The 25,861-nt window shown below is 55.1% G+C and carries 30 protein-coding genes and 1 other annotated feature; of the genes, 4 read left to right on the top strand and 26 right to left on the bottom strand.

Annotated elements, in window-relative coordinates; all coding sequences use genetic code 11:
* Positions 1-13 precede the first annotated feature (13 nt).
* From yajC to EVJ34_RS03155, 8 genes are all read right to left on the bottom strand, one after another.
* Complete coding sequence (gene yajC, locus EVJ34_RS03120) at positions 14-292, bottom strand: preprotein translocase subunit YajC (protein WP_021066898.1); 279 nt, start codon at positions 290-292, stop codon at positions 14-16.
* Between the two features lie 83 nt (positions 293-375).
* Positions 376-1,521, bottom strand: a complete 1,146-nt coding sequence (gene tgt / locus EVJ34_RS03125) for a tRNA guanosine(34) transglycosylase Tgt (protein ID WP_131484663.1) — start codon at positions 1,519-1,521, stop codon at positions 376-378.
* Positions 1,518-2,561: a tRNA preQ1(34) S-adenosylmethionine ribosyltransferase-isomerase QueA gene (gene queA / locus EVJ34_RS03130; protein WP_131484806.1), complete on the bottom strand. Its 1,044-nt coding sequence runs from the start codon at positions 2,559-2,561 to the stop codon at positions 1,518-1,520. The genes tgt and queA overlap by 4 nt, the downstream gene beginning before the upstream one ends.
* 20 nt (positions 2,562-2,581) lie before the next feature.
* Positions 2,582-3,577 carry a Holliday junction branch migration DNA helicase RuvB gene (ruvB, locus tag EVJ34_RS03135; RefSeq protein WP_131433561.1) on the bottom strand — a complete coding sequence of 332 codons (996 nt, stop codon included), beginning with the start codon at positions 3,575-3,577 and terminating at the stop codon, positions 2,582-2,584.
* A gap of 10 nt (positions 3,578-3,587) precedes the next feature.
* Positions 3,588-4,175: a Holliday junction branch migration protein RuvA gene (gene ruvA, locus EVJ34_RS03140; RefSeq protein ID WP_021066894.1), complete on the bottom strand. Its 588-nt coding sequence runs from the start codon at positions 4,173-4,175 to the stop codon at positions 3,588-3,590.
* A gap of 83 nt (positions 4,176-4,258) precedes the next feature.
* Positions 4,259-5,338, bottom strand: a complete 1,080-nt coding sequence (nadA, locus tag EVJ34_RS03145) for a quinolinate synthase NadA (protein ID WP_131484664.1) — start codon at positions 5,336-5,338, stop codon at positions 4,259-4,261.
* Positions 5,301-6,170 (bottom strand): carboxylating nicotinate-nucleotide diphosphorylase, encoded by an 870-nt coding sequence (gene nadC, locus EVJ34_RS03150; protein WP_131484665.1) that lies wholly within the window; start codon positions 6,168-6,170, stop codon positions 5,301-5,303. The genes nadA and nadC overlap by 38 nt, the downstream gene beginning before the upstream one ends.
* Positions 6,124-7,563, bottom strand: a complete 1,440-nt coding sequence (locus tag EVJ34_RS03155; RefSeq protein ID WP_131484666.1) for an L-aspartate oxidase — start codon at positions 7,561-7,563, stop codon at positions 6,124-6,126. Before EVJ34_RS03155 ends, nadC begins: the two co-directional genes overlap by 47 nt.
* Positions 7,564-7,658: 95 nt before the next feature.
* Between EVJ34_RS03155 and EVJ34_RS03160 the strand changes: the two genes are divergently transcribed.
* The 4 genes from EVJ34_RS03160 (at position 7,659) to EVJ34_RS03175 (ending at position 10,894) form a co-directional block, all read left to right on the top strand.
* A complete protein-coding gene (locus tag EVJ34_RS03160) occupies positions 7,659-8,789 on the top strand; it encodes a cysteine desulfurase family protein (RefSeq protein ID WP_236636623.1) in 1,131 nt (376 codons plus the stop codon).
* A complete protein-coding gene (locus EVJ34_RS03165; protein WP_131484668.1) occupies positions 8,767-9,306 on the top strand; it encodes a transcription repressor NadR in 540 nt (179 codons plus the stop codon). Before EVJ34_RS03160 ends, EVJ34_RS03165 begins: the two co-directional genes overlap by 23 nt.
* A gap of 105 nt (positions 9,307-9,411) precedes the next feature.
* Positions 9,412-9,993 carry a DedA family protein gene (locus EVJ34_RS03170; protein ID WP_131484669.1) on the top strand — a complete coding sequence of 194 codons (582 nt, stop codon included), beginning with the start codon at positions 9,412-9,414 and terminating at the stop codon, positions 9,991-9,993.
* Between the two features lie 124 nt (positions 9,994-10,117).
* Positions 10,118-10,894, top strand: a complete 777-nt coding sequence (locus tag EVJ34_RS03175) for an NUDIX domain-containing protein (protein WP_131433547.1) — start codon at positions 10,118-10,120, stop codon at positions 10,892-10,894.
* 44 nt (positions 10,895-10,938) lie between these two features.
* Here the strand turns inward: EVJ34_RS03175 and EVJ34_RS03180 are convergent, their stop codons facing one another.
* From EVJ34_RS03180 to pilM, 18 genes are all read right to left on the bottom strand, one after another.
* Positions 10,939-12,225, bottom strand: coding sequence for a hemolysin family protein (locus EVJ34_RS03180; protein ID WP_368665985.1), 1,287 nt, complete (start codon positions 12,223-12,225; stop codon positions 10,939-10,941).
* A gap of 15 nt (positions 12,226-12,240) precedes the next feature.
* Positions 12,241-13,530: a GTPase ObgE gene (obgE, locus tag EVJ34_RS03185; RefSeq protein ID WP_034776868.1), complete on the bottom strand. Its 1,290-nt coding sequence runs from the start codon at positions 13,528-13,530 to the stop codon at positions 12,241-12,243.
* Entirely contained in the window at positions 13,531-13,971 is a 441-nt protein-coding gene (locus EVJ34_RS03190) for a Spo0B domain-containing protein (RefSeq protein ID WP_131433541.1), read from the bottom strand. It lies immediately after the preceding gene.
* Between the two features lie 76 nt (positions 13,972-14,047).
* Positions 14,048-14,329, bottom strand: coding sequence for a 50S ribosomal protein L27 (gene rpmA / locus EVJ34_RS03195; RefSeq protein ID WP_016508537.1), 282 nt, complete (start codon positions 14,327-14,329; stop codon positions 14,048-14,050).
* 12 nt (positions 14,330-14,341) lie between these two features.
* Positions 14,342-14,677: a ribosomal-processing cysteine protease Prp gene (locus tag EVJ34_RS03200; protein ID WP_031200131.1), complete on the bottom strand. Its 336-nt coding sequence runs from the start codon at positions 14,675-14,677 to the stop codon at positions 14,342-14,344.
* Between the two features lie 3 nt (positions 14,678-14,680).
* Positions 14,681-14,989, bottom strand: a complete 309-nt coding sequence (rplU, locus tag EVJ34_RS03205; protein ID WP_015881153.1) for a 50S ribosomal protein L21 — start codon at positions 14,987-14,989, stop codon at positions 14,681-14,683.
* 15 nt (positions 14,990-15,004) lie between these two features.
* Positions 15,005-15,076, bottom strand: a sequence feature (ribosomal protein L21 leader region).
* 55 nt (positions 15,077-15,131) lie between these two features.
* Entirely contained in the window at positions 15,132-16,457 is a 1,326-nt protein-coding gene (locus tag EVJ34_RS03210) for a ribonuclease E/G (protein ID WP_131484671.1), read from the bottom strand.
* 42 nt (positions 16,458-16,499) lie between these two features.
* Positions 16,500-17,357, bottom strand: coding sequence for a septum site-determining protein MinD (minD, locus tag EVJ34_RS03215; RefSeq protein WP_131433534.1), 858 nt, complete (start codon positions 17,355-17,357; stop codon positions 16,500-16,502).
* A 5-nt stretch (positions 17,358-17,362) separates the two neighbouring features.
* The gene (locus EVJ34_RS03220) at positions 17,363-18,031 is read right to left on the bottom strand and encodes a septum site-determining protein MinC (RefSeq protein ID WP_236634492.1); all 669 of its coding nucleotides are present in this window, start codon (positions 18,029-18,031) and stop codon (positions 17,363-17,365) included.
* Positions 18,032-18,036: 5 nt separating this feature from the next.
* Positions 18,037-18,531 carry a rod shape-determining protein MreD gene (gene mreD / locus EVJ34_RS03225; protein WP_131434278.1) on the bottom strand — a complete coding sequence of 165 codons (495 nt, stop codon included), beginning with the start codon at positions 18,529-18,531 and terminating at the stop codon, positions 18,037-18,039.
* 1 nt (position 18,532) lies between these two features.
* The gene (gene mreC, locus EVJ34_RS03230; protein WP_131433530.1) at positions 18,533-19,423 is read right to left on the bottom strand and encodes a rod shape-determining protein MreC; all 891 of its coding nucleotides are present in this window, start codon (positions 19,421-19,423) and stop codon (positions 18,533-18,535) included.
* A gap of 13 nt (positions 19,424-19,436) precedes the next feature.
* Positions 19,437-20,474 (bottom strand): rod shape-determining protein, encoded by a 1,038-nt coding sequence (locus EVJ34_RS03235; RefSeq protein WP_021066877.1) that lies wholly within the window; start codon positions 20,472-20,474, stop codon positions 19,437-19,439.
* A 205-nt stretch (positions 20,475-20,679) separates the two neighbouring features.
* A complete protein-coding gene (locus tag EVJ34_RS03240; protein WP_131484672.1) occupies positions 20,680-21,516 on the bottom strand; it encodes a DUF2785 domain-containing protein in 837 nt (278 codons plus the stop codon).
* A gap of 127 nt (positions 21,517-21,643) precedes the next feature.
* Positions 21,644-22,087, bottom strand: coding sequence for a hypothetical protein (locus tag EVJ34_RS03245; RefSeq protein ID WP_236636625.1), 444 nt, complete (start codon positions 22,085-22,087; stop codon positions 21,644-21,646).
* A gap of 61 nt (positions 22,088-22,148) precedes the next feature.
* On the bottom strand, positions 22,149-22,772 hold the full coding sequence (radC, locus tag EVJ34_RS03250) for a RadC family protein (RefSeq protein ID WP_236636626.1): 624 nt from the start codon (positions 22,770-22,772) through the stop codon (positions 22,149-22,151).
* Positions 22,773-22,801: 29 nt separating this feature from the next.
* Positions 22,802-23,389 (bottom strand): Maf family protein, encoded by a 588-nt coding sequence (locus EVJ34_RS03255; protein WP_236636627.1) that lies wholly within the window; start codon positions 23,387-23,389, stop codon positions 22,802-22,804.
* Between the two features lie 138 nt (positions 23,390-23,527).
* Entirely contained in the window at positions 23,528-24,235 is a 708-nt protein-coding gene (locus tag EVJ34_RS03260) for a hypothetical protein (RefSeq protein WP_131484675.1), read from the bottom strand.
* Positions 24,232-25,854 (bottom strand): pilus assembly protein PilM, encoded by a 1,623-nt coding sequence (gene pilM / locus EVJ34_RS03265; RefSeq protein ID WP_131484676.1) that lies wholly within the window; start codon positions 25,852-25,854, stop codon positions 24,232-24,234. The genes EVJ34_RS03260 and pilM overlap by 4 nt, the downstream gene beginning before the upstream one ends.
* Between the last annotated feature and the right edge of the window lie 7 nt (positions 25,855-25,861).

Genomic DNA, 25,861 nt, shown 5'->3' on the forward strand with positions numbered 1-25,861 from the left:
AGGCGTTGTTTGGTTACTCGGCGAATGAAGAGTTGCCTTTTTTCGTCACTTCAGCAATCGCACTGCGATTGAACTTGAGGAGTGACTGGTCACATTTCAATGTGACTTGTGTGTCTTCGATTTGGTGGACGACGCCGTGAAGGCCGCCGATTGTTACGACGTGATCCCCACGCTCAAGCGCGTTTTGCATCGATTGTACTTCCTTCTGACGTTTCGTCTGCGGACGGATCAACAAGAAGTAGAACACGACGAAAATAAGGATCATCGGTAATAGTGCTACGAGAGTTTCCATGCGTAAAATTCACCCTTTCCTTCAATATCAGGTTCATTATACCGTGAAACTGAAACGTTGTCACATAATCGCTGTCAGAACAATTAGAAATTCTTGGCGTTCGGTTTGTTATACCCATATTCTTCTAAAAACTCTTCCTTGAAGTCCAAGAGACGGTCTTCGCGGATGGCTTGACGTACTTGACTCATCAAGTTCACGAGGAAGTGAAGGTTGTGTGTGGAGCAGAGGTGAAGTCCGAACATCTCGTCGGCACGAATCAAGTGGTGGACGTACGCGCGTGAATAGTTCTTACACGTGTAGCAATCGCACTTCTCGTCGATTGGGCCGAAGTCCGTCTTATGTTTCGCATGTTTGATCGTGACACGGCCTTTCGATGTCATGAGCGTCCCGTTGCGGGCGATCCGTGTCGGCAAGACGCAGTCGAACATGTCGATACCGCGAATCGAACCTTCGATCAACGCGTCCGGTGAACCGACGCCCATCAAGTAGCGCGGCTTGTTCTCCGGCATGAACGGTGTCGTGAACTCGAGAGCGCGGTACATGACGTCCTTCGGTTCGCCGACTGATAATCCACCGACGGCATAACCTGGGAAATCGAGCGAGACGAGATCAGCCGCACTTTGACGACGGAGATCTTCGTACTCTCCACCTTGAATGATGCCGAACAACGCCTGATCTTGTGGACGCTCGTGTGCAGCGAGGCAACGCTCTGCCCAACGGCTCGTCCGTTCAACCGATTTCTTCATGTATTCGTGTGTCGCCGGGAACGGCGGGCACTCGTCGAACGCCATCATGATATCCGAACCGAGCGCGTTTTGAATCTCCATCGCTTTCTCCGGTGACAAGAACAACTTGTCGCCGTTCAAGTGGTTGCGGAAATGGACGCCTTCTTCTTGGATGTTGCGAAGGTCGGCGAGCGAGAAGACTTGGAAGCCGCCCGAGTCCGTCAAAATCGCACCGTCCCAGTTCATGAACTTATGAAGGCCGCCGGCTTGTTTGACGACTTCGTGTCCTGGACGGATCCAAAGGTGGTACGTGTTCGACAGGATGATGTTCGCTCCCATCGCCTTGACTTGTTCCGGTCCCATCGTCTTGACGGTCGCCTGTGTGCCGACCGGCATAAAGACAGGTGTCTCGAACGACCCGTGCGGCGTATGGACGATTCCGTGCCGCGCTCCCGTCTGTTTACATGTGTGGATATGTTCATATGTGACTGCGTGTTTGGTCATTTGTTCTCTTCCTTCCTCGTGATGAGCATCGCGTCCCCAAAGCTGAAGAAGCGGTAACGTTCTTGTACCGCCGTGCGGTACGCGTTCAAGATGATGTCGCGCGACGCGAACGCCGAGACGAGCATGACAAGTGTCGACTTCGGCAGATGGAAGTTCGTGATCAGTCCATCGATCGCCTTCAACTCGACGCCTGGGTAGATAAAGATGTCCGTCCAGCCCGATGACTCGACGAAATCCCCATGGTCGCGCACGATCGTCTCGAGCGTCCGGGTCGATGTCGTCCCGACCGCGAAGACGCGTCCGTGATTTGCACGGACGTCGCGGAGCGCTTTAGCCGACTTGGCTGATAGCTCGAAATACTCGCTATGCATCGTGTGCTCTTCAATCGTATCGGCCGTGACGGGACGGAACGTGCCGAGCCCGACATGGAGCGTGAGCGGGATCAACTTGACACCTTTCGCCTCCGCCGCCGCGAGCAGTTCTTCCGTAAAGTGAAGGCCTGCCGTCGGTGCGGCCGCACTCCCGCGTTCACGGGCGTACACCGTCTGATAACGGTCCTGGTCGTCGAGCTGTTCACGGATGTATGGCGGGAGCGGCATCGTACCGAGCTCATCTAAAATCTCATAAAAGATGCCGTCGTAATCAAATTTGAAGCGGCGACCGCCTTCCGGGAGCTCTTCGACACATTCGGCCCGGAGCAATCCGTTGCCGAACTCGACGATGGCGCCGACGCGGACTTTCTTCGCGGGTTTGACGAGCGCTTCCCACACATCATCTTCCGTCTGTTTCAAGAGAAGGAGTTCGACTTTCCCGCCTGTCTCTTGCTTCGCCCCGAACAGTCGGGCCGGGAGCACGCGTGAGTCATTGACGACGAGCGCGTCGCCTGCCTGTAAATAGTCGAGCACGTCGCGGAAATGACGATGCTCGATGTCGCCCGTTTTGCGGTCGAGGACGAGCAGTCGTGAGCTTGTCCGATCGAGAAGCGGTACTTGGGCGATCAGTTCTTCTGGTAAGTCAAAATCATAATCGTTTACGTTCAATTGAATGTCTTGCATATCGTTTACTCCTCTTCATAGCCAAAATGCGTCTTTGCGTACTGGGTAATCATCCGGCCGCGTGGCGTCCGTTGCAGGAAACCTTGCTGCAACAAGTACGGCTCATACACGTCCTCAATCGTCTGGGCGTCTTCCCCGATTGTTGCGGCGAGCGTCTCGAGTCCTACCGGGCCACCGCCGAACCGTTCGACCATCGCCCGTAACAGCCGGTGGTCGACCTCGTCGAGCCCGAGGGCGTCGACGTGCAACCGGTCGAGCGCACTTGAAGCGAGCTCTGGGTCGATTTCTTTCGTACCTGCCACTTGGGCAAAATCACGGACCCGGCGTAACAGCCGGTTGGCGATCCGCGGCGTGCCACGTGAACGTTTCGCGATGGCACCGCTCGCCTCTGGTGAGATTGACAGGCGGAACAGTTGGGCCGTCCGGCTGACGATGGCGGCGAGCTCATGCGTCTCGTAGTATTCAAGTTTCAACGTCACACCGAAGCGGTCACGGAGCGGCGCCGACAACATGCCGGCCCGCGTCGTCGCGCCGACGAGCGTGAACGGCGGCAAGTCGATGCGGACGCTTCGCGCCATCTCGCCTTGTCCGTAGACGATGTCGAGACAGTAATCTTCCATTGCCGGATAGAGAATCTCTTCGATCGTGCGGCTCAAGCGATGAATCTCATCGATGAACAGGACGTCGCCCGGTTCGAGCGTCGACAGGATCGCGGCGAGGTCACCCGGTCGTTCGATGGCCGGACCGGCTGTCGTCTTGATGCCGACGCCCATCTCGTTAGCGATGATTTGGGCGAGGGTCGTCTTTCCGAGTCCCGGGGGACCGTAAAGGAGGACGTGGTCGAGCGTCTCGCTTCGTAGCTTCGCGGCTTGGATGAAGATTGACAAGTTGCCTTTCGCCTTCTCCTGCCCGATATATTGCTCGAACCTTTGCGGACGCAAGCTCCACTCTTCTGAGTCTTCATATTGTTGATGGGATTGTGACAACAATCGTTCGTCCATGGTCTCCTCCTTATTTCAATAGCAATTGCAGGGCGCGCTTTATGTAAGCGTCTGTCGTCAATATTTCTGAATTCAATTCCTTGCGGACACGGGTAATCTCACGCTCCGAGTATCCGAGTGCGACGAGCGCCTCGCACGCCTCGTCGAGTTCGGACGCGCCTTGGGCAAATAAGCCGGTGTTCGGCACATAGTCCGGGGCGAGCTCGGACAGCTTGCCTTTCAAGTCGAGCGCCATCTGTTTGGCCGTCTTCTTGCCGACACCCGGGAACTTCATCAAGTACTTCTCGTTCTCGGTCTCGATCGCGTCGATGAGGGCATCCATATCGCCCGAGGCGACGATGGCGAGCGCGCCTTTCGGTCCAATACCGTTGACGCCGAGCAGTTTATTGAACAGTTCGCGTTCCCGGCGTGAGCGGAAACCGTACAATGTCTGTTGATCTTCACGCACATAATGATGCGTAAACACGATTACATGTTCGTCTTGTTCACGATAAAAAAACGGGTTAGGCACATGTACTTTGTAGCCGACGCCCGAAACATCCAACGTTATATATTCCGCGCACACATAGGCGACGGAGCCTTTTACGAATTCAATCACGGTCATATCTCCTCTTCATAGGAAAACTGCATTCATTGTACCATAACCGCCGCCACGAAAAAAGGACAGGCGATTGCCTGTCCTTAGCGTGCGAGCATCCGTTCAAGGGCGAGTGTCGCCCACTTTGTCGTCTCTTCATCGACGCGGATGATATTGACGGGATCGGTCTCAAGCGACTCGAGCGCCCAAAGCAGATGCGGCAAATCGATGCGGTTCATCGTCAAGCACGGACACATGTACGGGTTGAGCGAGACGATATCTTGCTCCTGGTGCGTCGCCGCAAGTCGGTTGACCAAGTTCATCTCGGTGCCGACTGCCCACTTCGTCCCCGGCGCGCTCGCCTCGATTTGGTCGATGATGTATGACGTCGACCCGGCCTCGTCCGCCGCCTGCACGACATCGAACGTACATTCCGGATGGACGATGATGCGTCGTTCGGGGTCGTTCTTCCGAAGTGCCTCGATTTGGGCGACGTTGAACTTCTCGTGGACCGAACAGTGCCCTTTCCACAGAATGACCCGCACGTCCTCGATGTCCCCTTCGTAGACGAGCCGTTCCCGAAGCGGGTCCCAGACGGCCATCGCTGCGAGCGGCACACCTAAGTCAAACGCCGTGTTCCGTCCGAGATGCTGGTCCGGCAAGAACAGAACCCGCTCTCCCGCCTCGAGCGCCCAATGCACGATGTCATGCGCGTTTGACGACGTGACCGTCGCGCCGCCGTTCTTTCCGACGAACGCCTTGATGGCTGCCGTCGAGTTGACGTACGTGATCGGGATGATACCGTCGCCGAACGTAACCGTCAGTTCTTCCCACGCGATCTCCGTCTGATCGATATCGGCCATGTCTGCCATCGAGCATCCGGCCCGCATGTCCGGCAAGATGACGACCTGGTCATCGCGTGTCAGCATGTCCGCCGTCTCGGCCATGAAATGGACGCCACAGAAGACGATAAATTCAGCGTCACTCATCTGTTCGGCGAGCCGTGCGAGTTGGAGCGAATCTCCGGTCGCATCTGCGAATTGGACGACCTCGTCCTTTTGATAGTGATGGGCCGGCAAAAATAAGCTTCTGCCCAGCCGTGCTTTGATGGCTTCAATCCGTGATTCCATCTGTTCAATCGTCAAGTCAGCGTATTGTGCTGGCATCGTTCCGAGTAATTGCATGTTTGATTCCCCCTACAAGATTTAGACTACAATCGAGCACCGTCACTGAATGGGTCAACTGCCCGATCGAGATGACGTCGACGCCCGAACCGCGATACTGGGCGATCGTCTCGACGGTGATGCCGCCTGACGCCTCCGTTTTGATATGTGGCGGGACGAGCGCGCGCCACGACTTCAACTCTTCCGGCGTCCGGTTGTCGAACATGATGATGTCCGCGTTCGCCGCAATCGCCTCATGCAATTGTTCGAGCGTCTCGACCTCGACTTCGACAGGCGTCGTATGACCGGCCAGCGTCCGTGCGCGCTCAACCGCGTTCGTGATGCCGCCGAGTGCCGTGATGTGGTTGTCTTTGATCATGATGGCATCATCGAGCCGGAGCCGATGGTTCTTTCCCCCACCCGAACGGACGGCATGCTTCTCGAGCATGCGGAGCCCCGGCGTCGTCTTCCGCGTGTCCGTGACGGCGATCGTCGGGTCATCGAGGCGTTCGACACAGCGCCGGGTCATCGTCGCAATCCCGCTCAAATGCTGGACGAGGTTCAACAGCACACGCTCCGTCTCAAGGAGCGTCCGCGTCTTGCCGCGCAAAACAAAAAGCGCGTCACCGGCCACAACGTCCGTACCGTCCGGCTGACATGACTCGACGACGAAACGCTGTAACTGCGCTAGTTCAAGGACGACGTCCATGCCGCAGAAGACCCCGTCTGCTTTGGCGCTGATCGTGGCGAGGGACGTCTCGCGGTGGTCAATCAATGCACTCGAGGCGTCCCCGAAACCGATGTCTTCATGTAAAAATGCTATCAACTGTTCGCGTAATGCGATTTTGTTCATTAGAAGCCTCCGTTCTCATGACGGCATGGGCCAAAAGGCGTGCCGCTTTCAGACTCAACGTCTGTTCACTTAATTGTCTTGACACGTGTTTCGTCTGTGGCAGTTCATGGGTATTTTCTAAGAAACTTGTGATGTCGCCAATCTGGGGCGAGATGGTCAACCATTTCCCAATCTGTTGCCGATAGCGGCTGAACAGATCAACCGATATCTCGTATACGGTCGTCTCGTCTACCGTGAACGGCTTCTCCTTCTCCTCTACCGTCACCGCTGCCGCCACCCGCTTCCCGAACACCCAGCATTCGAGTAACGAATTTGACGCGAGTCGATTCATCCCATGGACACCCGAATCGGCGACCTCACCGACCGCATACAACCCAGCGACGGACGTACGACCGTCGGCATCGACGTCGACACCACCCATATGGAAATGGAGTCCGGGCCGTACCGGGATGCGGCGGATGTCGATTCCGTGCATGTCACATGTCGCCACCAGTTTCGGGAACCGTTCCTTGATCCGCTCGACGCGGCTCGTGTCCAAGTAGACGGGACCGTCATGACGCGTGAGTGTCCGAGCGACCTCGTCTCTCGGGGCGAGGCTTCCGAGCGGATGGTGGGCCATCACAGGACGTCCTGACGAATCGACGAGCATCGCTCCAGCTCCGCGCAGCGCTTCCGTCACGAGATGAGGCGAATCGACCGCGAGCAGCGTCGGATGGAACTGAATCCGCGACAAGTTTGTCAGTCGGGCCCCGACCTCTTCCGCTAAGACGAGCCCGTCCCCTGTGACCGAGCGACAATTCGACGTCCAGTCGATGAGTCCACCGATGCCCCCAGTCGCCAAGACGACGGCGCCGGCCTGGACGTGAAGGCGCGTCTCACCGTTGTAACCGGTCGCGCCACTGACGCAGCCATCTGTCTTCACCAACGTATCAATCAAGACGTGTTCCATGACGGTCACATTGTCTGGCAATTGTCGACGAAGCGTCGCCATCACGTGACGCCCGGTCTCGTCCCCACCGACGTGAAAGATTCGGTTCATCCCATGTGCCCCTTCACGGCCGACGGCATATGCAGCACCGTCCCGATCAAAGACGACTCCGAAGCGCTCCAAATCGCCAATCGCGCTCCGTCCTTCTTCGACGAGCATATACACTCGTTCAGGAATGGCTGCCATCTTCGAGGCGACGAGCGTATCCCGCTCATGATCGACGCTCGACGGCTCCAAATACGAGCTCGCAATCCCGCCTTGGGCCATGTCCGAGTTCGCCCTTGTTACTTCGCGCTTGGAGACGAGCAAGACGTTCAACGTTTGAGGCAAATGGAGCGCGACTGTCACCGCGGCCAAGCCGGCCCCGATAATCAACACATCGACCCTTTCTAACTGTAAAGACATCTGTATATCACCTGTTTTTCATATGTAATGTTGACTTGTAAACTAGTTTCGCATAATTTTGTGAAGAAGACAACATGAGAAAAGGGGAACTTACGATGAACCGTTACTTTGATTATGCGGCGACGCACCCGATGACAAAATCCGCTCTCGACCATTACGTGGCGATGGCACGAAACGTATACGGTAACCCGTCTTCCCTCCACACACACGGCTATATGGCTGAGGATTACTTGACCGAGTCCCGACGGTTGTTGAAGCAGGCGCTCGGACTCGACATGCTCCGCGGCAAGCTCCTCTTCACCGGGAGTGGCTCCGAGAGCAACTATATCGCCCTCACGAGTCTCCGGAAACGTATGAAAGGACGTGAAGTCATCACATCGTGGCAAGAGCACGACTCGGTCGCCCTCCTCCTCGACGAGTGGGAAGCCGAAGGCGTAACCGTCCACCGCCTGAAACTGAAGAACGGGCGGTTCGACCACGAGACGTTCACGCATCTGCTCGATCGGGATATCGGGCTCGTCACGTTTCAACACGTCAACTCGGACACCGGTTGGACACTACCGCTCCACAAGATCCTGTGCCAATTGAAATATAAGAAAGTGCTGTTCCACGTCGACGGCGTCCAGGCGCTCGGCAAGATTCCGGTTTCCGTCGACGGCATCGACGCCTACTCGTTCAGCGCCCATAAAGTCGGGGGACCGAAAGGCGTCGGGGGACTCTATATGGAACGGCTGTTACCCCCACCTTATTATCCGGGACATCATCAGTACGGCATCCGACCCGGGACGGTCGACGTGCCCGGCATCTGCGCTTTTGTCAAAGCGTTCACTGACCGTCATGAACAACGGACACGTCATGAAAGAAATTTCTTAGCGTTTCGTGCTATCTTGAAAGAGAAGACATCGTCTTACGTAAAATGGCTCGAGTTCGACCAGCAGAGCCCTGCCATCTTCTCGTTCGTCTCGAACAAGCGGGACGGACAATGGTGGATGACCGAACTAGACGGACTCGGGTTCCAAGTTTCAGCGGGGTCAGCTTGTCGGGCCGGCCAAAACGGACCGAACCGGATGCTCGAGTCGCTCGGCTATGAAACGAGCGCCTGCCACGGACTCGTCCGCATTTCTTTCGGCGAAGATACGACCGTCGAGGCTACGACGGCACTCGCCGAAGCCATCGTCACTTTAGCAAGGAGAGTTGGATCTTATGAACAAACGCTTAGCCGGTGAAGAACGCCGGCGCACGTTACTGGAAATGATTGAACAGAGTTCCGAGCCGATCACCGGCTCCGAGCTCGCCCGCCGTGTCGCCGTCAGTCGACAAGTCGTCGTCCAAGACTTGTCGCTCTTGAAGGCGAAGGGTCATCAAATCGTCGCGACCGCCCGCGGGTACGTCTATTTACCGGGTGAGGCGTCACCGTCCTCCTACACCCGTAAAATCGTCTGTCGTCACGAGGCCGAGGCCATGGAGACCGAAATGAACGCCATCGTCGACGAAGGTGTCACCATTCGCGACGTCATCATCGATCATCCGGTCTACGGGTCATTGACGGGCCAACTGATGGTGAAGAGCCGCCGCGACGTCCGTGCTTTCCTCGAACGGGTCGAGGCGAACCAGGCCGCCCCGCTGTCGCATTTGACGGGTGGGTTGCATATCCATACGCTCGAGGCCGATAGTGAAGACGCCATCGATGCCGCCGTCTCGGAACTCGAGCGGCTCGGTGTCCTCGTCTCCGAGCTCGACTAAGATGTCACAAATACGTGACATCTTTTCTTTTGCTTTCGCCTCATGTTCGTTATACTGATGGATGGAATGCATCCTGTACAAAATTTGGAAAGGGGGGAAACGGTCATGTGGCACTTTCTCGAGCAACTGTTGCTCGGGTGCGGCGTCTTCAGCGTCCCGCTCGGCATCTTCATCCAACTCATCCCGAACGAGCTCGTGCTCGCTTACGGGGGCTACTTGACCGGTTCCCTCGACGTCTCGTTCCTGTTCGTCTTCCTGCTTGCCTGGTCGGCGTTCGTCATCAGTCAAATCGTCCTGTATGGGATCGGCCGCTACGGGGGACGCCCTGTCGCGCTCCGTCTCTATCGGTCGTTCCGCATCAGCGAGGCGAAACAACGCCGCGCCGAGACTTGGTTCGAGACGTACGGTGCCTGGATTGTCTGTCTGAGCGTCATTTGGCGTCAGCTGTTCGCCGTCAGCGCCGGCGTCATGCGGTTATCGTTCCGTAAGTTTTTGACGGTGACCGTCGTCATCTTCGCCGTCTGGTCGTTCCTCTTCGTCAAACTCGGGATGATGCTCGGCAGTAATTGGCGTCAAATCGGCGAGGTCACCCACGGGTTCTTGCCGTATGTTGGGATCGGGATCGGGCTGTTCTTCCTCGTCCGCTACGTCCGCACGAATCCACGGCTATTTAAAAAGTCAGCTTGAGCAGATGCGCTCGAGCTGACTTTTTTTGAATAGAGGGAAAAACGGATACGGTACCGAATAGAGAGTAGTGAGGAAAGCGTTTTTTTCTCGGAATAGAGATACCACCTTCAAAGGAGGAATTACCATGTTCCATCGTCGAAAAACGTACACCATCCGTCCTGAACGCTTAGATGAATTCACCGAGTTTTTCCATACATACCTGTATCCGATTCAGGTATCGCACGGCGCCCGTCTCGTCGGTCGTTGGGTGACCGACGACAAGAGCGAGGTCATGGCCCTATGGGAATACCGTGACCGCGAGCACTATGAACAAGTCGAACGCGATTATCGCTCGAGCGGCTTGCGCCGTGAGGCGATGAAGAAGCGAGCCCGTCTCGGAAAAGATTTATATATTAAGTCGAGCGAAGAATTCATGATGCCGACCGGTCACTATACGCCACCGCGTACAATCGTCTCCGTGACCGCCTACGTCACGAACGAGGCCGGTGAAGTATTGCTCGTCCAGAACACGCACCGGAGCGACACGTACGAGATGCCGGGTGGTCAAGTCGAAGAGCATGAGTCGATTGTCGAGGCCGTGCACCGCGAAGTGAAAGAAGAGACCGGGGTCGACATCGAAGTCGAGGGCATCACCGGTATCTACCAAAACGTCTCCTCGCGCGTCCTCTGCGTCACATTCCGCGCCCGCTATGTCTCCGGCGACTTGCAACCACAAGCAGGCGAGACACAAGAAGTCGGCTTCTTCAAAGTCGATGCGTCGAACGTCGGTGACTATATCAAACGGGATCACTTCCAGATGCGTCTCGTCGATGCAATCGACCCGACGTATATGCCGCACGCCATCTACAAAGTCCGGCCATACGAACTGCTCGAACGTGTCGAGCGCCATCATACCGTCTAAACAAAAGGAGGGACCGCCGGTTGGCGGTCCCTCCTTTTGTTCGTTTACGCTTGTTCGACCGGTTCGGATTGCCCCGTCTCGACGAGCAATTTGCGAATCCGACGCTTTTCGACGTGGAGAACGGTGAACGTCATGTCATCATACGTGACACGCGCACCTTTCTCTGGAATGTCACCTAACAGTTCGACGATCCAACCACCCATCGTGTTGGCATCTACTTCAGGTTCTTTAATTCCCATCTCATCAGCAAACTCATCGACATCCATGTCGGCCATACACTCGTAGACGCCGTCACGAAGTCGTCTTAAATAGACGATCGATTCGTCGTGCTCGTCCCAAATATCTCCGACGAGCTCCTCGAGCATATCTTCGAGTGTGATCAGGCCGGCCGTCCCGCCGAATTCGTCGAGGACGACAGCCATGTGCGATTGTTTTTGCTGGAGCACAGGAAGCAGCTCAATCAATTTTGTCTGCGGCGATACATACGTGAGCGGACGAATGAGTGAACGCACGTCCGTCACTTCATCACGCATCATCGAACGAAGGAAATCACGTTCTGACAACACCCCGATGACGTTGTCAATCGAGTCTTTATACACCGGTAGACGCGAATGTCCACCGCTAAAGATCGTGTCTTTGATCTCTTCGAGCGTATCGTCGATGTCGACGGCGAGGATATCGATCCGCGGCGTCAACACGTCGTCGACGGTGATGTCGTTGAAGGCAAAGGCGCTATGCACGAGTTCCGCTTCGGTCTCGCCGAGCACCCCTTCTTCTTCTCCCATATCGACGAGCACTTTCAACTCTTCTTCCGTCACTGACGGCTCTTTATCGTTCATCCCGATCATACGGAGCACCAACTTCTTCAACCCGGTAAAGATCATCGTCACCGGTTTCAAGACTTTGACGAGGAAGATGAGAATACCACTGATGAGAAGTGAGTACTTCTCCGCAAACTCTTTCGCAAGCGACTTCGGTAAAATCTCACCGAAAATCAAGATGACGATGGTCGTCGCGAACGTCGAGATGACGAGCCCGGTACCGCCCGAGTAGATGCTCGTGGCGATCGCCGTCGACACTGTCGCGGCACCGATGTTGACGATGTTGTTCCCGACGAGGATCGTCGAGAGCGTGTCGTCGAACCGGTCGACGAGGTGGAGGACGCGCTTGGCGCCCTTGTCCCCGTCCTCACTCATGCGAATCATTCGAACACGGTTCACACTCGAGAGCGCGGTCTCGGCAGAAGAGAAGAAAGCTGACAACATAACTAAAACTGCATAAAGAATTAAACTAGACGAGGGCACAGGGTCCACGTTTACTTCACACTCCATTTCATTAATAAAAGATTATTCGACAAATTCGAATTCAAAGTCTAAGATGGCGACGACGCTACCGTCTTCGGCACCCAACTTGCGAAGGTCGTCATCGACGCCCATTTGACGCATTTGACGCGCGAAGCGTTTAATCGATTCGTCGTGATCGAAGTTCGTCATCTTGAAGAGCTTCTCGATGCGAGGCCCCGTGATCACGAAGCGTTCGTATTCATCGACATGAATCTGATACCCTTTCTCTTCCTTCTCGTAACGATAAACGACACGTGGTGTGGCCGTTTTCTCTTCGAGCTCTTCGAGTGGGAACTCAGGTGTCGAGTCCACGAGATTAGCTACTTCGATGAGTAGGTTGCGGAGTCCTTCTTTGGCGAGTGCCGAAATCGGGAAGACTTTGACGTCATCTCCGATTTTCTTTTGGAACTCTTCCAATAATTCCGGCGCATCCGGCATGTCCATCTTGTTGGCGACAACAATTTGCGGACGCTCGAGGAGGCGCAAGTTGTACGACTCGAGCTCGCGGTTGATCGTCGTATAGTCTTCGAACGGGTCGCGTCCTTCCATGCCGCTCATATCGATCATGTGGACGATGACTTTCGTCCGCTCGATGTGACGCAAGAATTGGTGACCAAGACCGACGCCTTGGCTCGCCCCTTCGATGAGTCCAGGAAGATCCGCCATGACAAAGTCACGGTCGTCCGCTGTCTTGACGACACCGAGGTTCGGTGTGATCGTCGTGAAGTGGTACGCGCCGATTTTTGGGCGTGCCGACGAAACGACTGACAAGAGCGTCGATTTCCCGACTGACGGGAATCCGACGAGACCGACGTCAGCAAGCAATTTCAACTCAAGACGCAATTCGCGTTCTTGACCTGGCTCGCCGTTCTCGGCGATCTCTGGTGCCGGGTTGGCTGGCGTCGCGAAACGACAGTTCCCGCGACCACCGCGGCCGCCTTTGGCGATCGTGGCCCGTTGGCCGTGCTCGGTAAGGTCGGCGATGACCGTATCCGTCGATGCATCGAACACGATTGTGCCTGGTGGGACTTTGACGACGAGCGGCTTCGCTTTTCGTCCGTGCATGCCTTTCGACATCCCTTTTTCACCATCGTGGGCGATAAATTTTTTCGAGAAGCGGAAATCTACGAGCGTGCGCAATCCTTCTTCTACTTCGAATACGACGTCACCACCGTGACCGCCGTCTCCTCCTGCTGGTCCACCGTCTGGAACATACTTCTCGCGGCGGAACGCAACCATCCCTTTACCGCCGTCTCCAGCTTTTACAAAAATATTAACCTGATCGACAAACATTTAATTCCCCTCCTTTATAACGAACGTAGAACACTCTACTGTCTGCTCGTACACTTCGTCTGACGTGAACACGCCATCCGGCACATGACCGAAGACGCGGACCATCAGTCCGTCCGTGAACGTCACATGAATCGGTCCATCCGTTCCTGACAGAAGACGGACAAGCTTGTCCGCCACGCGCGCGTCGTCGAGCGACACGCGGTCGGCCGACACCTTGTAGGTCAACCGTCCTTCCCAATTCGCTTGCATGAGGACGAGACTCGTCGTCGGCAAATCCAAGCGAATAAGCGCACTCTCCTCGTCGGCGTGCTGACGATATCGCTCGTACAGCTCCTCGAGTCTATCAGGCTCGAGCGCCGCATACAAGGAGATCATCTGAAGCCGATTCATCCATTCGTGACGGACGGTCGATAATAGTTTCAGTGCTGCCTGTGAGTTCATGCAATCCTCTCCTAGGTAAAACTAGTAAAAAAGACTCTAACCAAATAAGTGGCTAGAGTCTTTTGCGTGGTTCTACTTACGCAACTGGGTAAACGCTCACTTGTTTCTTGTCGCGACCAAGACGCTCGAAGCGTACTACGCCGTCAACTTTTGCAAACAATGTGTCGTCGCCACCACGGCCGACGTTTTCACCTGGGTGAATTTTCGTACCGCGTTGACGGTAGAGAATCGATCCAGCTGAAACAGTCTGTCCGTCAGCGCGTTTAGCGCCGAGGCGTTTCGAAATCGAGTCACGACCGTTTTTAGTCGATCCTACTCCCTTTTTCGATGCGAAGAACTGAAGGTTCAATTGTAACATGAGGTCCACCTCCTATTGTTCAATTTGGATATAATCACCGTAACTATGGGCGATCGTGTCTAGTTGCACGAGCATCCCTTCTAATAACAATTGGGTGCGAGTCATATCCTCCGGTGATACGTCAGGATACGTCTCGACATAAAAGTAGCCACCCTCTGTTTTGTCTGCCATTTCTACAAGAAGCGACTGACCGGCGAGTACCTCGACAGCGTTGTATGCCCCAAAGATGATGGCAGAAACGCCGGCACATACCAAGTCAGAACCGGGTTCAGCAAAGTTGGCGTGACCTGTCACTTCGACGGAACGAATCGACTTCGTCTCGTCTCGTCTGACCATTACTCGAATCATAGCTTACGCTTCGATTTTCTCGATGCGAACTTTCGTGTAAGGCTGACGGTGACCTTGCTTACGACGGTAGTTTTTCTTAGCTTTCATTTTGAAGACAGTGATCTTCTTAGCGCGGCCGTGTTTTACCACAGTACCGACAACTTTAGCGCCCTCTACGAGTGGAGCTCCGACTTTAACATCGTCACCACCAACGAAAAGAACTTCACCGAATTCTACAGTACCCTCGACATCAGCATCGAGTTTTTCGATGTAGATCTCTTGACCTGCTTCAACTTTGATTTGCTTACCACCAGTTTTGATGATTGCGTACATATACGTGCACCTCCTTATTAAACTCAGACTCGCCATCCAGGGCAGGGCGAAACCGTTTCAACCCGTTCTGTGCGGTTGTAGCCATTTGGGTGCTTCCAAACGAACTAACGTTATAGATAATACCACTCTCGTTCAATCGTTGTCAATGACGAGATACGAAATTCTGACATTCCTCGAGCGTCCCGTAGAACGCCACGTCCGCTTCCCCTTCGACGAGGAGGACCGCACAGTCAAACCCGTCCCATGACGTGTCGTGCCACTTGTTCGGAAGGCTTACGACGACCGCTTCGACTTCCGGCACGAGCTCCATCAAGGCGCGCTCGATCCGAGAGAAGACGGCGAGCTTCGACGGCTTCCCGTCGTGCGTCATCCGGTCTTGCATCGAACGTCCCGTGCGCTCCCGCGATAGCTCGAACAAGCCCATGCGCGTGAAGCCATATACTTCGACGCGGCGTGGGTCGCGGGCCCCGAGCTCTTTCATCTTCTTCAAGAGCCGGGCCTGTCCATCTTTTGAACCGCGTAAGAAGTCGATGACGACCATACCGCCGATGTTGCGCAACCGAAGTTGCTCCATGACCGCATAGAGTGCGGCCTCGTTAATCGTGTCGGCCGCCCGTCCCTTGTCCTTGACGGCGACGTTCTTGCCGCTGTTGACGTCGATGACGGTCATCGTTTCGACTTGTTCGACCAAGACGTACGAGCCGCCTTCGAGCCAGACGACGCGCTGTCCGAGCTTCTCGATCGCCCCGTCGAGCCGGGCCGCTTCCTTCATCCGGCCTTTACCGACATGGCGTTCGACGTCGACCTCGAGCCGCGTCAATCGCTCTTGTGCTTCCTTGTCGTTCAATATGACCGAATCGACCGCATGACGGCGCACGAACTGTTCACATAGCAGCTCATCCTGTCCGCGACGTGCCGTGATGACGTCGCTCGCACGCGCCCGTAGCAAGGCGAGTTCTTCTTGAAGCGTGTCCGGGCTCGCTTGCCCCGACTCTGTGCGGAACAAGACGCCTTCCGCTTCTTCGAGCTCAAACACCTTCGACAAGCGGTCCTGGGCGACGAGGTCGAGCTTGCGGCTATACAGGTTGCGCCGGCCGTATGGGAAGTAGACGATGTAACGTCCGCCGAAGCGGATGTTTTCCGTCACTTTATGGTGTTTGCCGTTGATACCTTCTTTCGTCACTTGGACGAGGCGTTTGTCACCGACGACGGCCGCTTGGCCGATGCCCGGCACGTTCGGATATGCCTCGAGCGCTTTGAGCGTCTCGGCAATCGGCAGGAAGAACGTCGTCTCGCCGGTCGTCAAAAACGCGGCGCCGAGCGACGGGTGAATCCGTTCGATCGCGGCCTCGAGAATCGTCCCGACTGAAAGTTGGTCGATGAAACGTTCCTCGACCTCAAGGAGGCGTTCCCCATCGACGAGCATGGCCCGCTCAATGGACGGGGTCCGTTCATAAATCAATCGCACACAGATCTCTCCTTTCGACACAAAAAGGCAACTTGCGTTGCCTTAGGCTTTTTTCATTCCAAATTTCATCATGAGCCGTGCCCAGAAGCCGACCGGTTTTTGTTCGGTCTGGATGGACATGAGCGGCACCGACTCACCGAGAATGCGGCGTGTGATGTTGCGGTACGCTTGTCCGGCGTGATTGTCCGGATTCATCGTGACCGGCACCCCGCGGTTCGCGGCGGCGATGACTTCTTCATCGTCCACGACGACGCCGAGCAGGTCGATCGACAAGATGCGCATGATGTCATCGATGTCGAGCATGTCGCCTGATTCGACGAGGTGATTCTTGACACGGTTCACGATCAGTTTCGGTGCAGCGACGTGTTCCGCTTGCTCGAGCATCCCGATGATGCGGTCCGCGTCTTGGACAGCCGCCTTCTCAGGCGTCGTCACGACGACAGCCTCGTCGGCACCGGCAATCGCATTCATGAAACCTTGCTCGATACCGGCCGGGCAGTCGATCAAGACGAAGTCGTATTCCGTCTTCAACTGGTCGATGATTTCTTTCACTTGCTCCGGTTGGACCGACGTCTTATCTTTCGACTGGGCCGCAGGCAAGAGATACATCTCTTCGAACCGCTTATCACGGACGAGCGCCTGATGCAGCTTGCACTGGCCGTTGATGACGTCAACGAGGTTATAGATGCTCCGGTTGTCGAGTCCTAAGATGATATCCAAGTTCCGCAGACCGATATCCGTATCGACGAGACAGACCGAGTGGCCAGACAATGCGAGACCCGTCCCGAGGTTCGCGGTCGTAGTCGTCTTCCCGACGCCACCTTTCCCCGACGTCACGACGATGGCCCGACCTTTCTTCACTTCTTTCGCTGTATGTACAGGCTCTACTACTTGCTCCATCAAACTCACCCTCTCTGTAATTCCATTGCATATGCGTCTTTAAGCCCTGTCATGATTTGACGGAGACGCGTCATTTCAATGCCCTGATTCGTCTGATACGCGCATCCCATCTCGATCTCCGGAAGCTCTTCGTCGTCGTCTGACGTGAGCACGTGTTCACCAATTGCTAAAAACTTCGGATGGAGCAGACTGGCGGTGATGACCGCTTCTTCCCATCCTTCGACACCGGCACGCACATTTCCTCGTATCGTCCCTAAACAATATATACTGCCCGTCGCCCGAACTTCGGACCCCGGGTTGATGTCCCCGATAATGAGTACCGAACCATCGAAGTCGAGCACTTGTCCGCTTCGAATCGTCCCGCTATGGTAGTGGAACGTCTTTTTGCCGTAAGTCGCTTTCGCCTCTTCGGTCAACATGACCTCGCTCGAGAGCTCCTCGATATAAAAAACGCCATGACGAGCGACGACTTCACGAATTTGACGTGACAGCTCCTCGTCGATGTAACGAGTACCCGCGTGCAATTTGAGTGCAATCTGCCCAGAGGGGGGCTCCATCTCTTGTAACGTGGCCTCAAGCTCTCCGAGCACCTCATCGATGCCACTCCGTGGATTGAAGTGGATTGCAATCCCGTTGCGATGTCCTTTTATCGTAATATGTCGTTTACGCTCCATCATGGCTACCCTCTTTTCGCTACAGGCCGCGGCGCCACATACTTCGTCATCGGCACATATAACAGTGCGATGGCGACAGCGTTGGCGGCGAGCGTCCCTGGAATCTGTTCAACTAATAGTGTTTGAATGGTCATGGTTGTCCCACCGACCGCCGTCATGACACTGAAAATCCCGAAGGAAAACACGAGAATCATGAACGTGAACGTGATGACGACCGAGAAGAAATTCTCACCTATATATTTTAACACGAAGCTGACTATGAGAGGAATGAGTGAAAAAGTAAATAAGTAAATTCCGAGCAAGTCGGTGTAGACGATGTCATACAACAGCCCGAAAACGAGACCGAATCCGAGCGCCGACTCCCAACGGCCATACAAACTGACGTACATCAAGCCGATCAACGTCAAATACAAGAACGGCGTCACATAGTGCCATGAGAAGATGGCGGCCCATGTCCCTTCAATAAGAAAGAGGAGGAACAGGGCGATGAACACTTTCATGTTACTCACCCGCTGCTCCTCCTTCCTCGGGACCCGTCAAAAACGGTTCTTCGAGCGTTCGATCGATGACAAACATTTGCGAGAACTCGTTGAAGTCCGCTTCGGGTTTGATGCGAGCGACTTGAGACACGCCGTATTCGTCGGTTTCAATCGACTCGACCGTACCGATGACGAGGCCTGCCGGATAACGTCCGCCGAGACCTGACGTCGACACGATCTCGCCTTCTTTCAACTTGACGCTGTTCGACACCTTCGTGAAGAAGAGCTCGTTCGTCTCGCTGTCGAAGCCGTCAATCGTCCCATACGTTGCCTTGCCGTCAGCGTCTTTGACGACAGCCGAGACGTTGTTCGTCCGGTTGTTGTCAGACAGGAGCTGCACTTGCGACGTATAGGCACTCGTCTGAATGACGCGACCGACCATTCCGCCGGCGGCCGTGACGGCCATGCCTTTCTCGACGCCGCGCTCTTCCCCGACGTTCACCGTCACGTAGCGTTGCCAGTCGTTCGGCGTACGCCCGATCACTTCAGCGGGAATCAAGTCAAAGTCACGGAGCGACGTGTCGGACGCCTCGACCATTTGCCGTAATTCTTCGTTCTCACGGCGCAGGTCATCGGCCTCGACCGACACTTCCGCGTATTTCGTCAAATGTTGTTTCAACTGACGGTTCTCTTCATAAATATCTCGTACGTTCGAAATCGAGGACACGGTACTGTCCATCCAGCCGATCGGCACCGTGAACACCCGTTGGAACGTTCCGACCACATCACGCGTGACGTCTTGGTACCAGGCGGATTCCGACCGTCCTCGAATCGAAACCCCTAAAATCACAACGAATAAGATGATACCGATCAGCGTGATGATGAGCTTTTTATTGCGTACGAACCGGCTCATCGTGTGTCACCACTCATCGACGCGACGAGATGCCTGATTTTGAACGGAGGACGTCCATCATTTCAAGAGATTTGCCTGTCCCGATGGCGACGCAATCGAGCGGCTCATCCGCGACGAGTGTCGGGATGTGTGTCTCGTCCGAGATGACGTCATCCAAGTTTTTAAGGAGTGCTCCACCGCCTGTGAGGACAATGCCGCGGTCCATGACGTCAGCCGCAAGTTCCGGCGGCGTCTGCTCGAGCGTTTGTTTCACGCCTGCGAGAATCGCTTCGACCGTATCCGAAAGTGCTTCGCACACTTCAGCTGCCGAGACTTCAATTTGTTTTGGAAGACCCGTCACGAGGTCGCGACCGCGAATCTCCATTTTCTCATTCTCGTTCGAAGCATCGATGCGAGCCGAACCGACTTCCATCTTGAGCGTCTCTGACGTCCGCTCCCCGATCATGAGGTTGTATTTGTTTTTGATGTAACGAATAATGGCGTCATCCATTTCGTCACCGCCGACACGAATCGATTGGCTCGTCACGATGCCGCCGAGTGAAATCACTGCGACTTCGGTCGTACCGCCACCGATATCGACGACCATCGAGCCTGTCGGTTCCCAAACCGGGAGACCGGCGCCGATTGCTGCCGCGAACGGTTCTTCGATCGTGTACGCTTCACGCGCGCCCGCTTGCTTGGCTGCGTCTTCGACGGCACGTTTTTCGACTGACGTGATGCCGCTTGGCACACAAATCATGACGTTCGTCTTCGATGAGAACAAACCGCTCTTTGATTTCTGTGCTTGCTCCATGAAGTATTTGATCATCGTCGCTGTCGTTTCGAAATCAGCGATTACCCCATCTTTCATCGGACGGCGTGCCGTGACGTTGCCCGGCGTACGTCCAATCATATCTTTGGCCTGGTTACCCACGGCCTCAATTCTACCTGTATCTGTGCGGAACGCCACGACGGACGGTTCACGAACAACGATGCCTTGACCTTTTACATAAACGAGCGTATTTGCCGTTCCAAGGTCGATTCCGATTTCTCGGTTAAAACTACGAAACATACGTGCTGCTCCTCTCTTGGTTACACTATTTTTTATTATAACGGAAAAATCATGTTTGAAAACGTTCATTCGATTACAGGTTATTTACAATAACGTTCATCTCAGTCCTGTCTCACCGTATATTAGTGTGCCTTCTTTTCGACAAAAAGGCAAATCAAAAAAGCAAGCACGTGAAAGCGCCTGCCTAGATTTTTATGGGTTCTCGTCAAATCTGCTTTAACGTCTCGAATACGGCGGTTTGAAGCATCGGTCGGTTTACATCGTACAATTTCACGAAGAAACTCTTTAGAAACGTTTTCAGGTTGTGGACGACGTGCCAATACTGTTCGGGCTCAAGTTGTTGTTTTTGGACGCTCAATCGGGCAGGTAAGCCTTCTAACAGAACGATGATCTCATGTTCGTCCATCCCACGACCGAGCAAGGCGAAGATGGGATTCAGCAAGCGCTCATCCTCGTCGTGTAAGTAAACGGACGGAAACATCACCTTGTCCCACAACGCCTCGAGGATCTCACCGAACTCCGTCTCGTCAAGGGATGGATGCAAGACGAGCTCGTCAAAGGTATCGGCCACATGGGCAATCGCATGGGCCCAACCTTTTGTGGGCACGTACCCTCTCGTATCGATTTCACAATCGAGATACGCCAGGAGCTTTGCCTTCAACATCTCGAGATCCGGTTCCGATAAAAATCCTTGTTGGCGGTCTTGATGCACGATCAAGGCGATCAATAACGTCGAGAACGATCGCGTGAAGACGGTATCTGATGCCGCTTCTCCGATGCCGTGAAACAAGTGGTATTTGAGCGTCGTATTGAATAGATCAGTCAGTTGTTCGTTCGTCAGTTGCTCGTCTTCGATGATGAACCGGTAAAAGAGCGTATAAATCAACTGATCTCGAAGTTCAGGGTCCGTCGAGCCGATGTGATGGAGCATCGATCGAATGACCCGCTCCTCGTCTAATTCTTGTAATCGAACCGTCCTGTCCTTGATGTCCGTCAACATCAACTTCAACTCTTGTTCTTGATAAAGGATTTCCTCTTTCATATCTGATCACCTTCCTTCTTCGTAGGTCGTATGCCAACGTCTACTCTCGGTGTTCGACGCAGCCGTTGATGACTCCTTCCAACACAAAAAAGCAGGAGCGGATGCGCCTGCTTCGTTCGCATAATATTTAGAGGCCCGGTTGGAGCGGGATCAAGAGCATCGCCCCGTAAAAAAATACAGTAAAGATCAATACCGGTCGAAAGAACCGCGACGGTTGTTGTCGGGTCGCACCTGCCAAAAAGCTCGACGTCGTCACGACGAACAGATAAACCCCGATATACATGAAAATGAGTTGTGGGATGACCTGCCACGCCTGTAAATCAAGCGAGGAATTGAACCAGGCGACAAACAGAGCCGCATATGCGATCCATGCAGCAATCCCGATGCCGACACCGACGAGCGGCGAGACGTGGTCGAGCCAATGGCCTTCTCGTTGGAACCGTTGAAACAGTGCCACACTAATGAAGACGAACAACGCAAACACGACGAGTGATAATACAAGTGGTTCGAGCGGGACGAAACTCGCGACAATCGCGACAACAAGCATTAATAACCAAATCAGTTTTTCCATATGAACACCTCGTCTATTAGTATAGCAAACGGATATCTCATTTGGAAAATAAATTCCAGTCTCAACCGTTCATGTAGCCCCGCTGCTTCATACTGACGTAGTGGTCTTCCCCGATAATCACGTGATCGAGACACGCGATACCGACGATATGGCCCGCCTCGACGAGCCGTTCTGACACCTCGATATCTTCCCGGCTCGGAGTCGCGTCGCCACTCGGGTGATTATGGACGGCGATGAAACAAGCGGCCGACAGTTTGAGCGCTTCGCGGAACACATCGCGTGGGTGAACAATCGATGAGTTGAGCCCGCCGACAAACAGCGTCTTTCGCGCGATGAGCTGATTTTTCGTGTTGAGATATAGACAGATGAAATGCTCCTGGTTCAACAGCCGGAGTTCGTCACGGAGCAGTTCATAGGCGTCCTGTGGCGAACGGATTGTCGGCGTCTCCACTTTCGGTTCCTCGACGTAACGGAGACCGATCGCAAACGCTGCGAGCAACTGCTCGGCTTTCTTTTTCGTCATGCCCTCGATTTGACAGAGGTCGCTCACGGACGCCTGCGACAGCGCCCGAAGCGAAGGATACACATCGGACAGCCGTCGGGCCGTTTCGTGCGGGTCGCCACCCCTGCCCCCGATTTGGAGTAGCCGGGCGATCGCGGATTCAACACTTCGGTCGAGCACCATGGTCATTCCTTCACCAACTTTCGCTTCATTCACAGAAAGCGCGGCGCTACCCCGTGTCGCTCGAGCGTCTCGACGAGCGGACGAATTGGCAGACCGACGACGTTATAAAAGTCGCCTTCGAGCCGTTCGACGAACAGACCGCCCGACCCTTGGATGCCATAGGCGCCAGCTTTATCGTACGGCTCCGTCGAATCGAGGTAGCCGTCGAGCCACGCGTCCGGGATATCGATGAAGGTGACGTGCGTCGTCGTGACGAACAAGTCTTGCCGCTCGGGCCCGATGATGCTGACGCCGGTGAGTACTTCATGCGTCGCTCCCGAAAGCCGTTGCAGCATGTCTCTTGCGTCGTCCCGGTCTTTCGGCTTCTCTAAAATCGCACCGTCTAAGACGACGACCGTATCTGAGCCGACGACGACGGCGTCACGGTTGTTTCGAGCGACGTCCATCGCTTTCTCGCGGGCGAGGCGTCCGACATATTCGTCCGGATGTTCCCGTCCGTTCGTTCCTTCGATGACGTTTGACGGAATGACTTCATGCAAAATACCGGCCTGGGTCAACAGCTCGGTCCGACGCGGCGACATCGAGGCGAGGATGACACGTTTCTGTGTTGGTTTCATTGTAACGACTCCTTCCATATGTGCGTAACGGCCTTCTTTCCCGTATCACACTTCACTGTCGATTGTAGGCAAACGGGCAGGCGTTTACAATGCGCGACGCCTCAAAAAAACGCCCCTTCTTTTGAAGGGACGTTCGAATCATGGCGTCGTATAGTCGTACACCGGGATGTCTTTCGGGGTGAACGTCTGCGCCGGCACGTAGCGGTCCTCAACGAGTTGATCGAGGTCCGGGCGATAGAACGCATCAAGTTCGACCGTGAAGTCGAGCGGTTCGGCCGTCTCGGTCGTGTTCGGGCCCGTCTCGGTCGGTCCGGTGAACTGGACCGTGCGCAAAATGTGGATTCGGTTCATCGACTCGACCGACTCAAGGAACAAGACGAGCGACTCGTACGTGTCCGCTTGGAGCGACACCGTCGAGCGGACCGACGAGGCGTTGACCGGCGTGATTGCGACCGGTTCTGCCGGTTCTGCTGTCGCGCTCGCGTCGTTCGGTTCTGGCTCATCGATGTCTTCCGGCACTTCCGATTCGGCGATGATGCCGTCAGCGAAAGCGATGCTCGTCACGCGGACGTCCGACAATTGGCTCGCCTGGGACAGCGTTTCGACGACCGTGTCGAGTGCTGCTTCGGTCGGGACGCGCGTCTGGAGCCGCTGCGAGTCGGCGACGTCGACGACTTCCCCTTCTTGACGCAACAGTTCGAGTTTCGTCTGCTCGAGCGACAGTTCCCGCTCCAGCGCCTTGACGTTGCCTTGATGGATGAAGTACTGGTAGCCGAAATAAGACGGCACGGCGATGGCCGCGAACAAACAGATTGTAAAGATCAAATAAATCGTCGAGCGTTTCATTCGCTCACCACCTCCTCATCGGTCGTCTCTTCGGTCTCGCCTTCAGGTGTCTCCCCTTCCGGCGTCTCCGGTTCGACATCGGTGAATGTGAAGGTGAACTCGCCGATGTAGCGCGGGAGCGGTTCGTTCGTCGAATCAAGTACGTCCGGACTGAGCGGCTCGTCGGTATCGGTCTCTTCCTGCTCCGTCTCCGCTTTCGTCTCGGTCGTCACGCCGAGCAGTTTGACGTTCTCAAAGCGCACGTCGTTCAAGAGCGACCGTTGGAACGCGTTCAATTCAGCGAGCGTCTCGAACTGGGTACGGACGCTCATGAGCGATCCGTCGGCGTAGTTATACGTCAACACATAACCCGTCGGCGGCAATTGTTCGGTCAACGCCCGGAGTGCCGGCACGGCCCACCGTTCCTCAGCCGTGAGCGCGGTCACCGTCTGGTCGAGCGACAACACTTGCTGACCTTTCGAGTTCACTTGCTCGGTCTGGTAGATGCGGACGAGCTGCAACTGCTCCTCGACCTGCGCCTCGTTCCGTTTCAACTCGTTCACTTCATAGAACAAGTAGCCGGTCGCACCGCCGCCAATCAAGAGCGCGAGCAGGCTTGCGATGATCGGCCAGCGGAGCGTCACATCGGTCGAGTTGATGAAGTTGGCGTCGTGCTCCTTATCGAGCGTCGCCATGCCGAGAAGCGGCAACATCTGATGGGAGAGCGGCGTCGCGTGTGACAATGGAAGCGGGTCGGCAATCCGTTTGACCGGCACCAGCGCCTCACTTTCAATCGTCTGGACGAGATCGTCGAGGTTCGGAACCGTCCCCGAGACGAGCAACTCGTCGATCGGACGGCCGTCCGTCCGGAGCGAGTAACGATAGAAGTCGAGGAAACGGGCCAGCTCGTTCAGCCACTCGTCCGTCTGATTGGCGAACGTCTCCTCGGAGCCGCCATATGTATACGTGACAAGCCCGTCCGTCGTCTCAGCACGATACGGGAGGTCGGTCTCGATGGCACGGATGAAGCGGACTTGGCCTTCTTCCAGGACGAGCAACTGGTGCGCGAACGGCGTCACGTGCCAAAGAAGCGTCGACTTGAGCGGGTCGATCGTCTCAATCCGGGAAACCCCGTTCGTGATCGCGACTGGACGCGGAACGATTTTCCTTAATTGGAACCCGCGTTTTTTCATATAGGCGCGAATCGCGTTCGTCAACTCGACCGAGACGGCGTGAAGCATGACTTCGGTTTTCATCTCGGTTTCGCCGAGCACTTCATAGTCGAAGGCGACATCGTCGAACGGCAAGATGATTGAGCTGCCGATCTCCATGAACAGATAACCCCGAATCTCATCTTTCGGGATCGTCGACGGGATCTCGACTTTACGGGACAACACCTCGGTCTCGGCCATATCGACGGCACAGACCATCCCTTTTCGGACTTTCAGTTTGCGGCACAACTCATCGAAAGCGAGACCGAATGCGTTCTCGTCTTCAATTCGTCCGCCTATGTATGCCCCTTTCGCCAATTGGACGGAAGCGCTGCGCTTGAACACGCCTTGTTTGATCACGGCCCCGTGGATGCTGAGTGCATCGAACGAAAAGTAAGCGACCGTTCCTTTCTCTATAGACCGGCTCATGCTGGTT

The organism is Exiguobacterium sp. SL-9 (genome assembly GCF_004336985.1).
Taxonomy (GTDB): Bacteria; Bacillota; Bacilli; order Exiguobacteriales; family Exiguobacteriaceae; genus Exiguobacterium.

What these genes read in the sequence shown, in the direction of transcription:
- EVJ34_RS03235 (WP_021066877.1), bottom strand. Translation starts at nt 20,474, where the DNA reads ATGTTTCGTAGTTTTAACCGAGAAATCGGAATCGACCTTGGAACGGCA.
- nadC (WP_131484665.1), bottom strand. Translation starts at nt 6,170, where the DNA reads ATGAACAAAATCGCATTACGCGAACAGTTGATAGCATTTTTACATGAA.
- radC (WP_236636626.1), bottom strand. Translation starts at nt 22,772, where the DNA reads ATGGTGCTCGACCGAAGTGTTGAATCCGCGATCGCCCGGCTACTCCAA.
- tgt (WP_131484663.1), bottom strand. Translation starts at nt 1,521, where the DNA reads ATGACCAAACACGCAGTCACATATGAACATATCCACACATGTAAACAG.
- EVJ34_RS03245 (WP_236636625.1), bottom strand. Translation starts at nt 22,087, where the DNA reads ATGGAAAAACTGATTTGGTTATTAATGCTTGTTGTCGCGATTGTCGCG.
- pilM (WP_131484676.1), bottom strand. Translation starts at nt 25,854, where the DNA reads ATGAGCCGGTCTATAGAGAAAGGAACGGTCGCTTACTTTTCGTTCGAT.
- obgE (WP_034776868.1), bottom strand. Translation starts at nt 13,530, where the DNA reads ATGTTTGTCGATCAGGTTAATATTTTTGTAAAAGCTGGAGACGGCGGT.
- EVJ34_RS03165 (WP_131484668.1), top strand. Translation starts at nt 8,767, where the DNA reads ATGAACAAACGCTTAGCCGGTGAAGAACGCCGGCGCACGTTACTGGAA.
- EVJ34_RS03180 (WP_368665985.1), bottom strand. Translation starts at nt 12,225, where the DNA reads ATGGAGTGTGAAGTAAACGTGGACCCTGTGCCCTCGTCTAGTTTAATT.
- ruvB (WP_131433561.1), bottom strand. Translation starts at nt 3,577, where the DNA reads ATGGACGAACGATTGTTGTCACAATCCCATCAACAATATGAAGACTCA.
- mreC (WP_131433530.1), bottom strand. Translation starts at nt 19,423, where the DNA reads ATGAGCCGGTTCGTACGCAATAAAAAGCTCATCATCACGCTGATCGGT.
- EVJ34_RS03260 (WP_131484675.1), bottom strand. Translation starts at nt 24,235, where the DNA reads ATGAAACGCTCGACGATTTATTTGATCTTTACAATCTGTTTGTTCGCG.
- nadA (WP_131484664.1), bottom strand. Translation starts at nt 5,338, where the DNA reads ATGCAATTACTCGGAACGATGCCAGCACAATACGCTGACTTGACGATT.
- EVJ34_RS03155 (WP_131484666.1), bottom strand. Translation starts at nt 7,563, where the DNA reads ATGTCTTTACAGTTAGAAAGGGTCGATGTGTTGATTATCGGGGCCGGC.
- EVJ34_RS03190 (WP_131433541.1), bottom strand. Translation starts at nt 13,971, where the DNA reads ATGAACTCACAGGCAGCACTGAAACTATTATCGACCGTCCGTCACGAA.
- EVJ34_RS03200 (WP_031200131.1), bottom strand. Translation starts at nt 14,677, where the DNA reads ATGATTCGAGTAATGGTCAGACGAGACGAGACGAAGTCGATTCGTTCC.
- EVJ34_RS03170 (WP_131484669.1), top strand. Translation starts at nt 9,412, where the DNA reads ATGTGGCACTTTCTCGAGCAACTGTTGCTCGGGTGCGGCGTCTTCAGC.
- yajC (WP_021066898.1), bottom strand. Translation starts at nt 292, where the DNA reads ATGGAAACTCTCGTAGCACTATTACCGATGATCCTTATTTTCGTCGTG.
- EVJ34_RS03160 (WP_236636623.1), top strand. Translation starts at nt 7,659, where the DNA reads ATGAACCGTTACTTTGATTATGCGGCGACGCACCCGATGACAAAATCC.
- EVJ34_RS03175 (WP_131433547.1), top strand. Translation starts at nt 10,118, where the DNA reads ATGTTCCATCGTCGAAAAACGTACACCATCCGTCCTGAACGCTTAGAT.
- mreD (WP_131434278.1), bottom strand. Translation starts at nt 18,531, where the DNA reads ATGAAAGTGTTCATCGCCCTGTTCCTCCTCTTTCTTATTGAAGGGACA.
- EVJ34_RS03240 (WP_131484672.1), bottom strand. Translation starts at nt 21,516, where the DNA reads ATGAAAGAGGAAATCCTTTATCAAGAACAAGAGTTGAAGTTGATGTTG.
- rplU (WP_015881153.1), bottom strand. Translation starts at nt 14,989, where the DNA reads ATGTACGCAATCATCAAAACTGGTGGTAAGCAAATCAAAGTTGAAGCA.
- EVJ34_RS03220 (WP_236634492.1), bottom strand. Translation starts at nt 18,031, where the DNA reads ATGGAGCGTAAACGACATATTACGATAAAAGGACATCGCAACGGGATT.
- minD (WP_131433534.1), bottom strand. Translation starts at nt 17,357, where the DNA reads ATGGAGCAAGTAGTAGAGCCTGTACATACAGCGAAAGAAGTGAAGAAA.
- rpmA (WP_016508537.1), bottom strand. Translation starts at nt 14,329, where the DNA reads ATGTTACAATTGAACCTTCAGTTCTTCGCATCGAAAAAGGGAGTAGGA.
- EVJ34_RS03255 (WP_236636627.1), bottom strand. Translation starts at nt 23,389, where the DNA reads ATGAAACCAACACAGAAACGTGTCATCCTCGCCTCGATGTCGCCGCGT.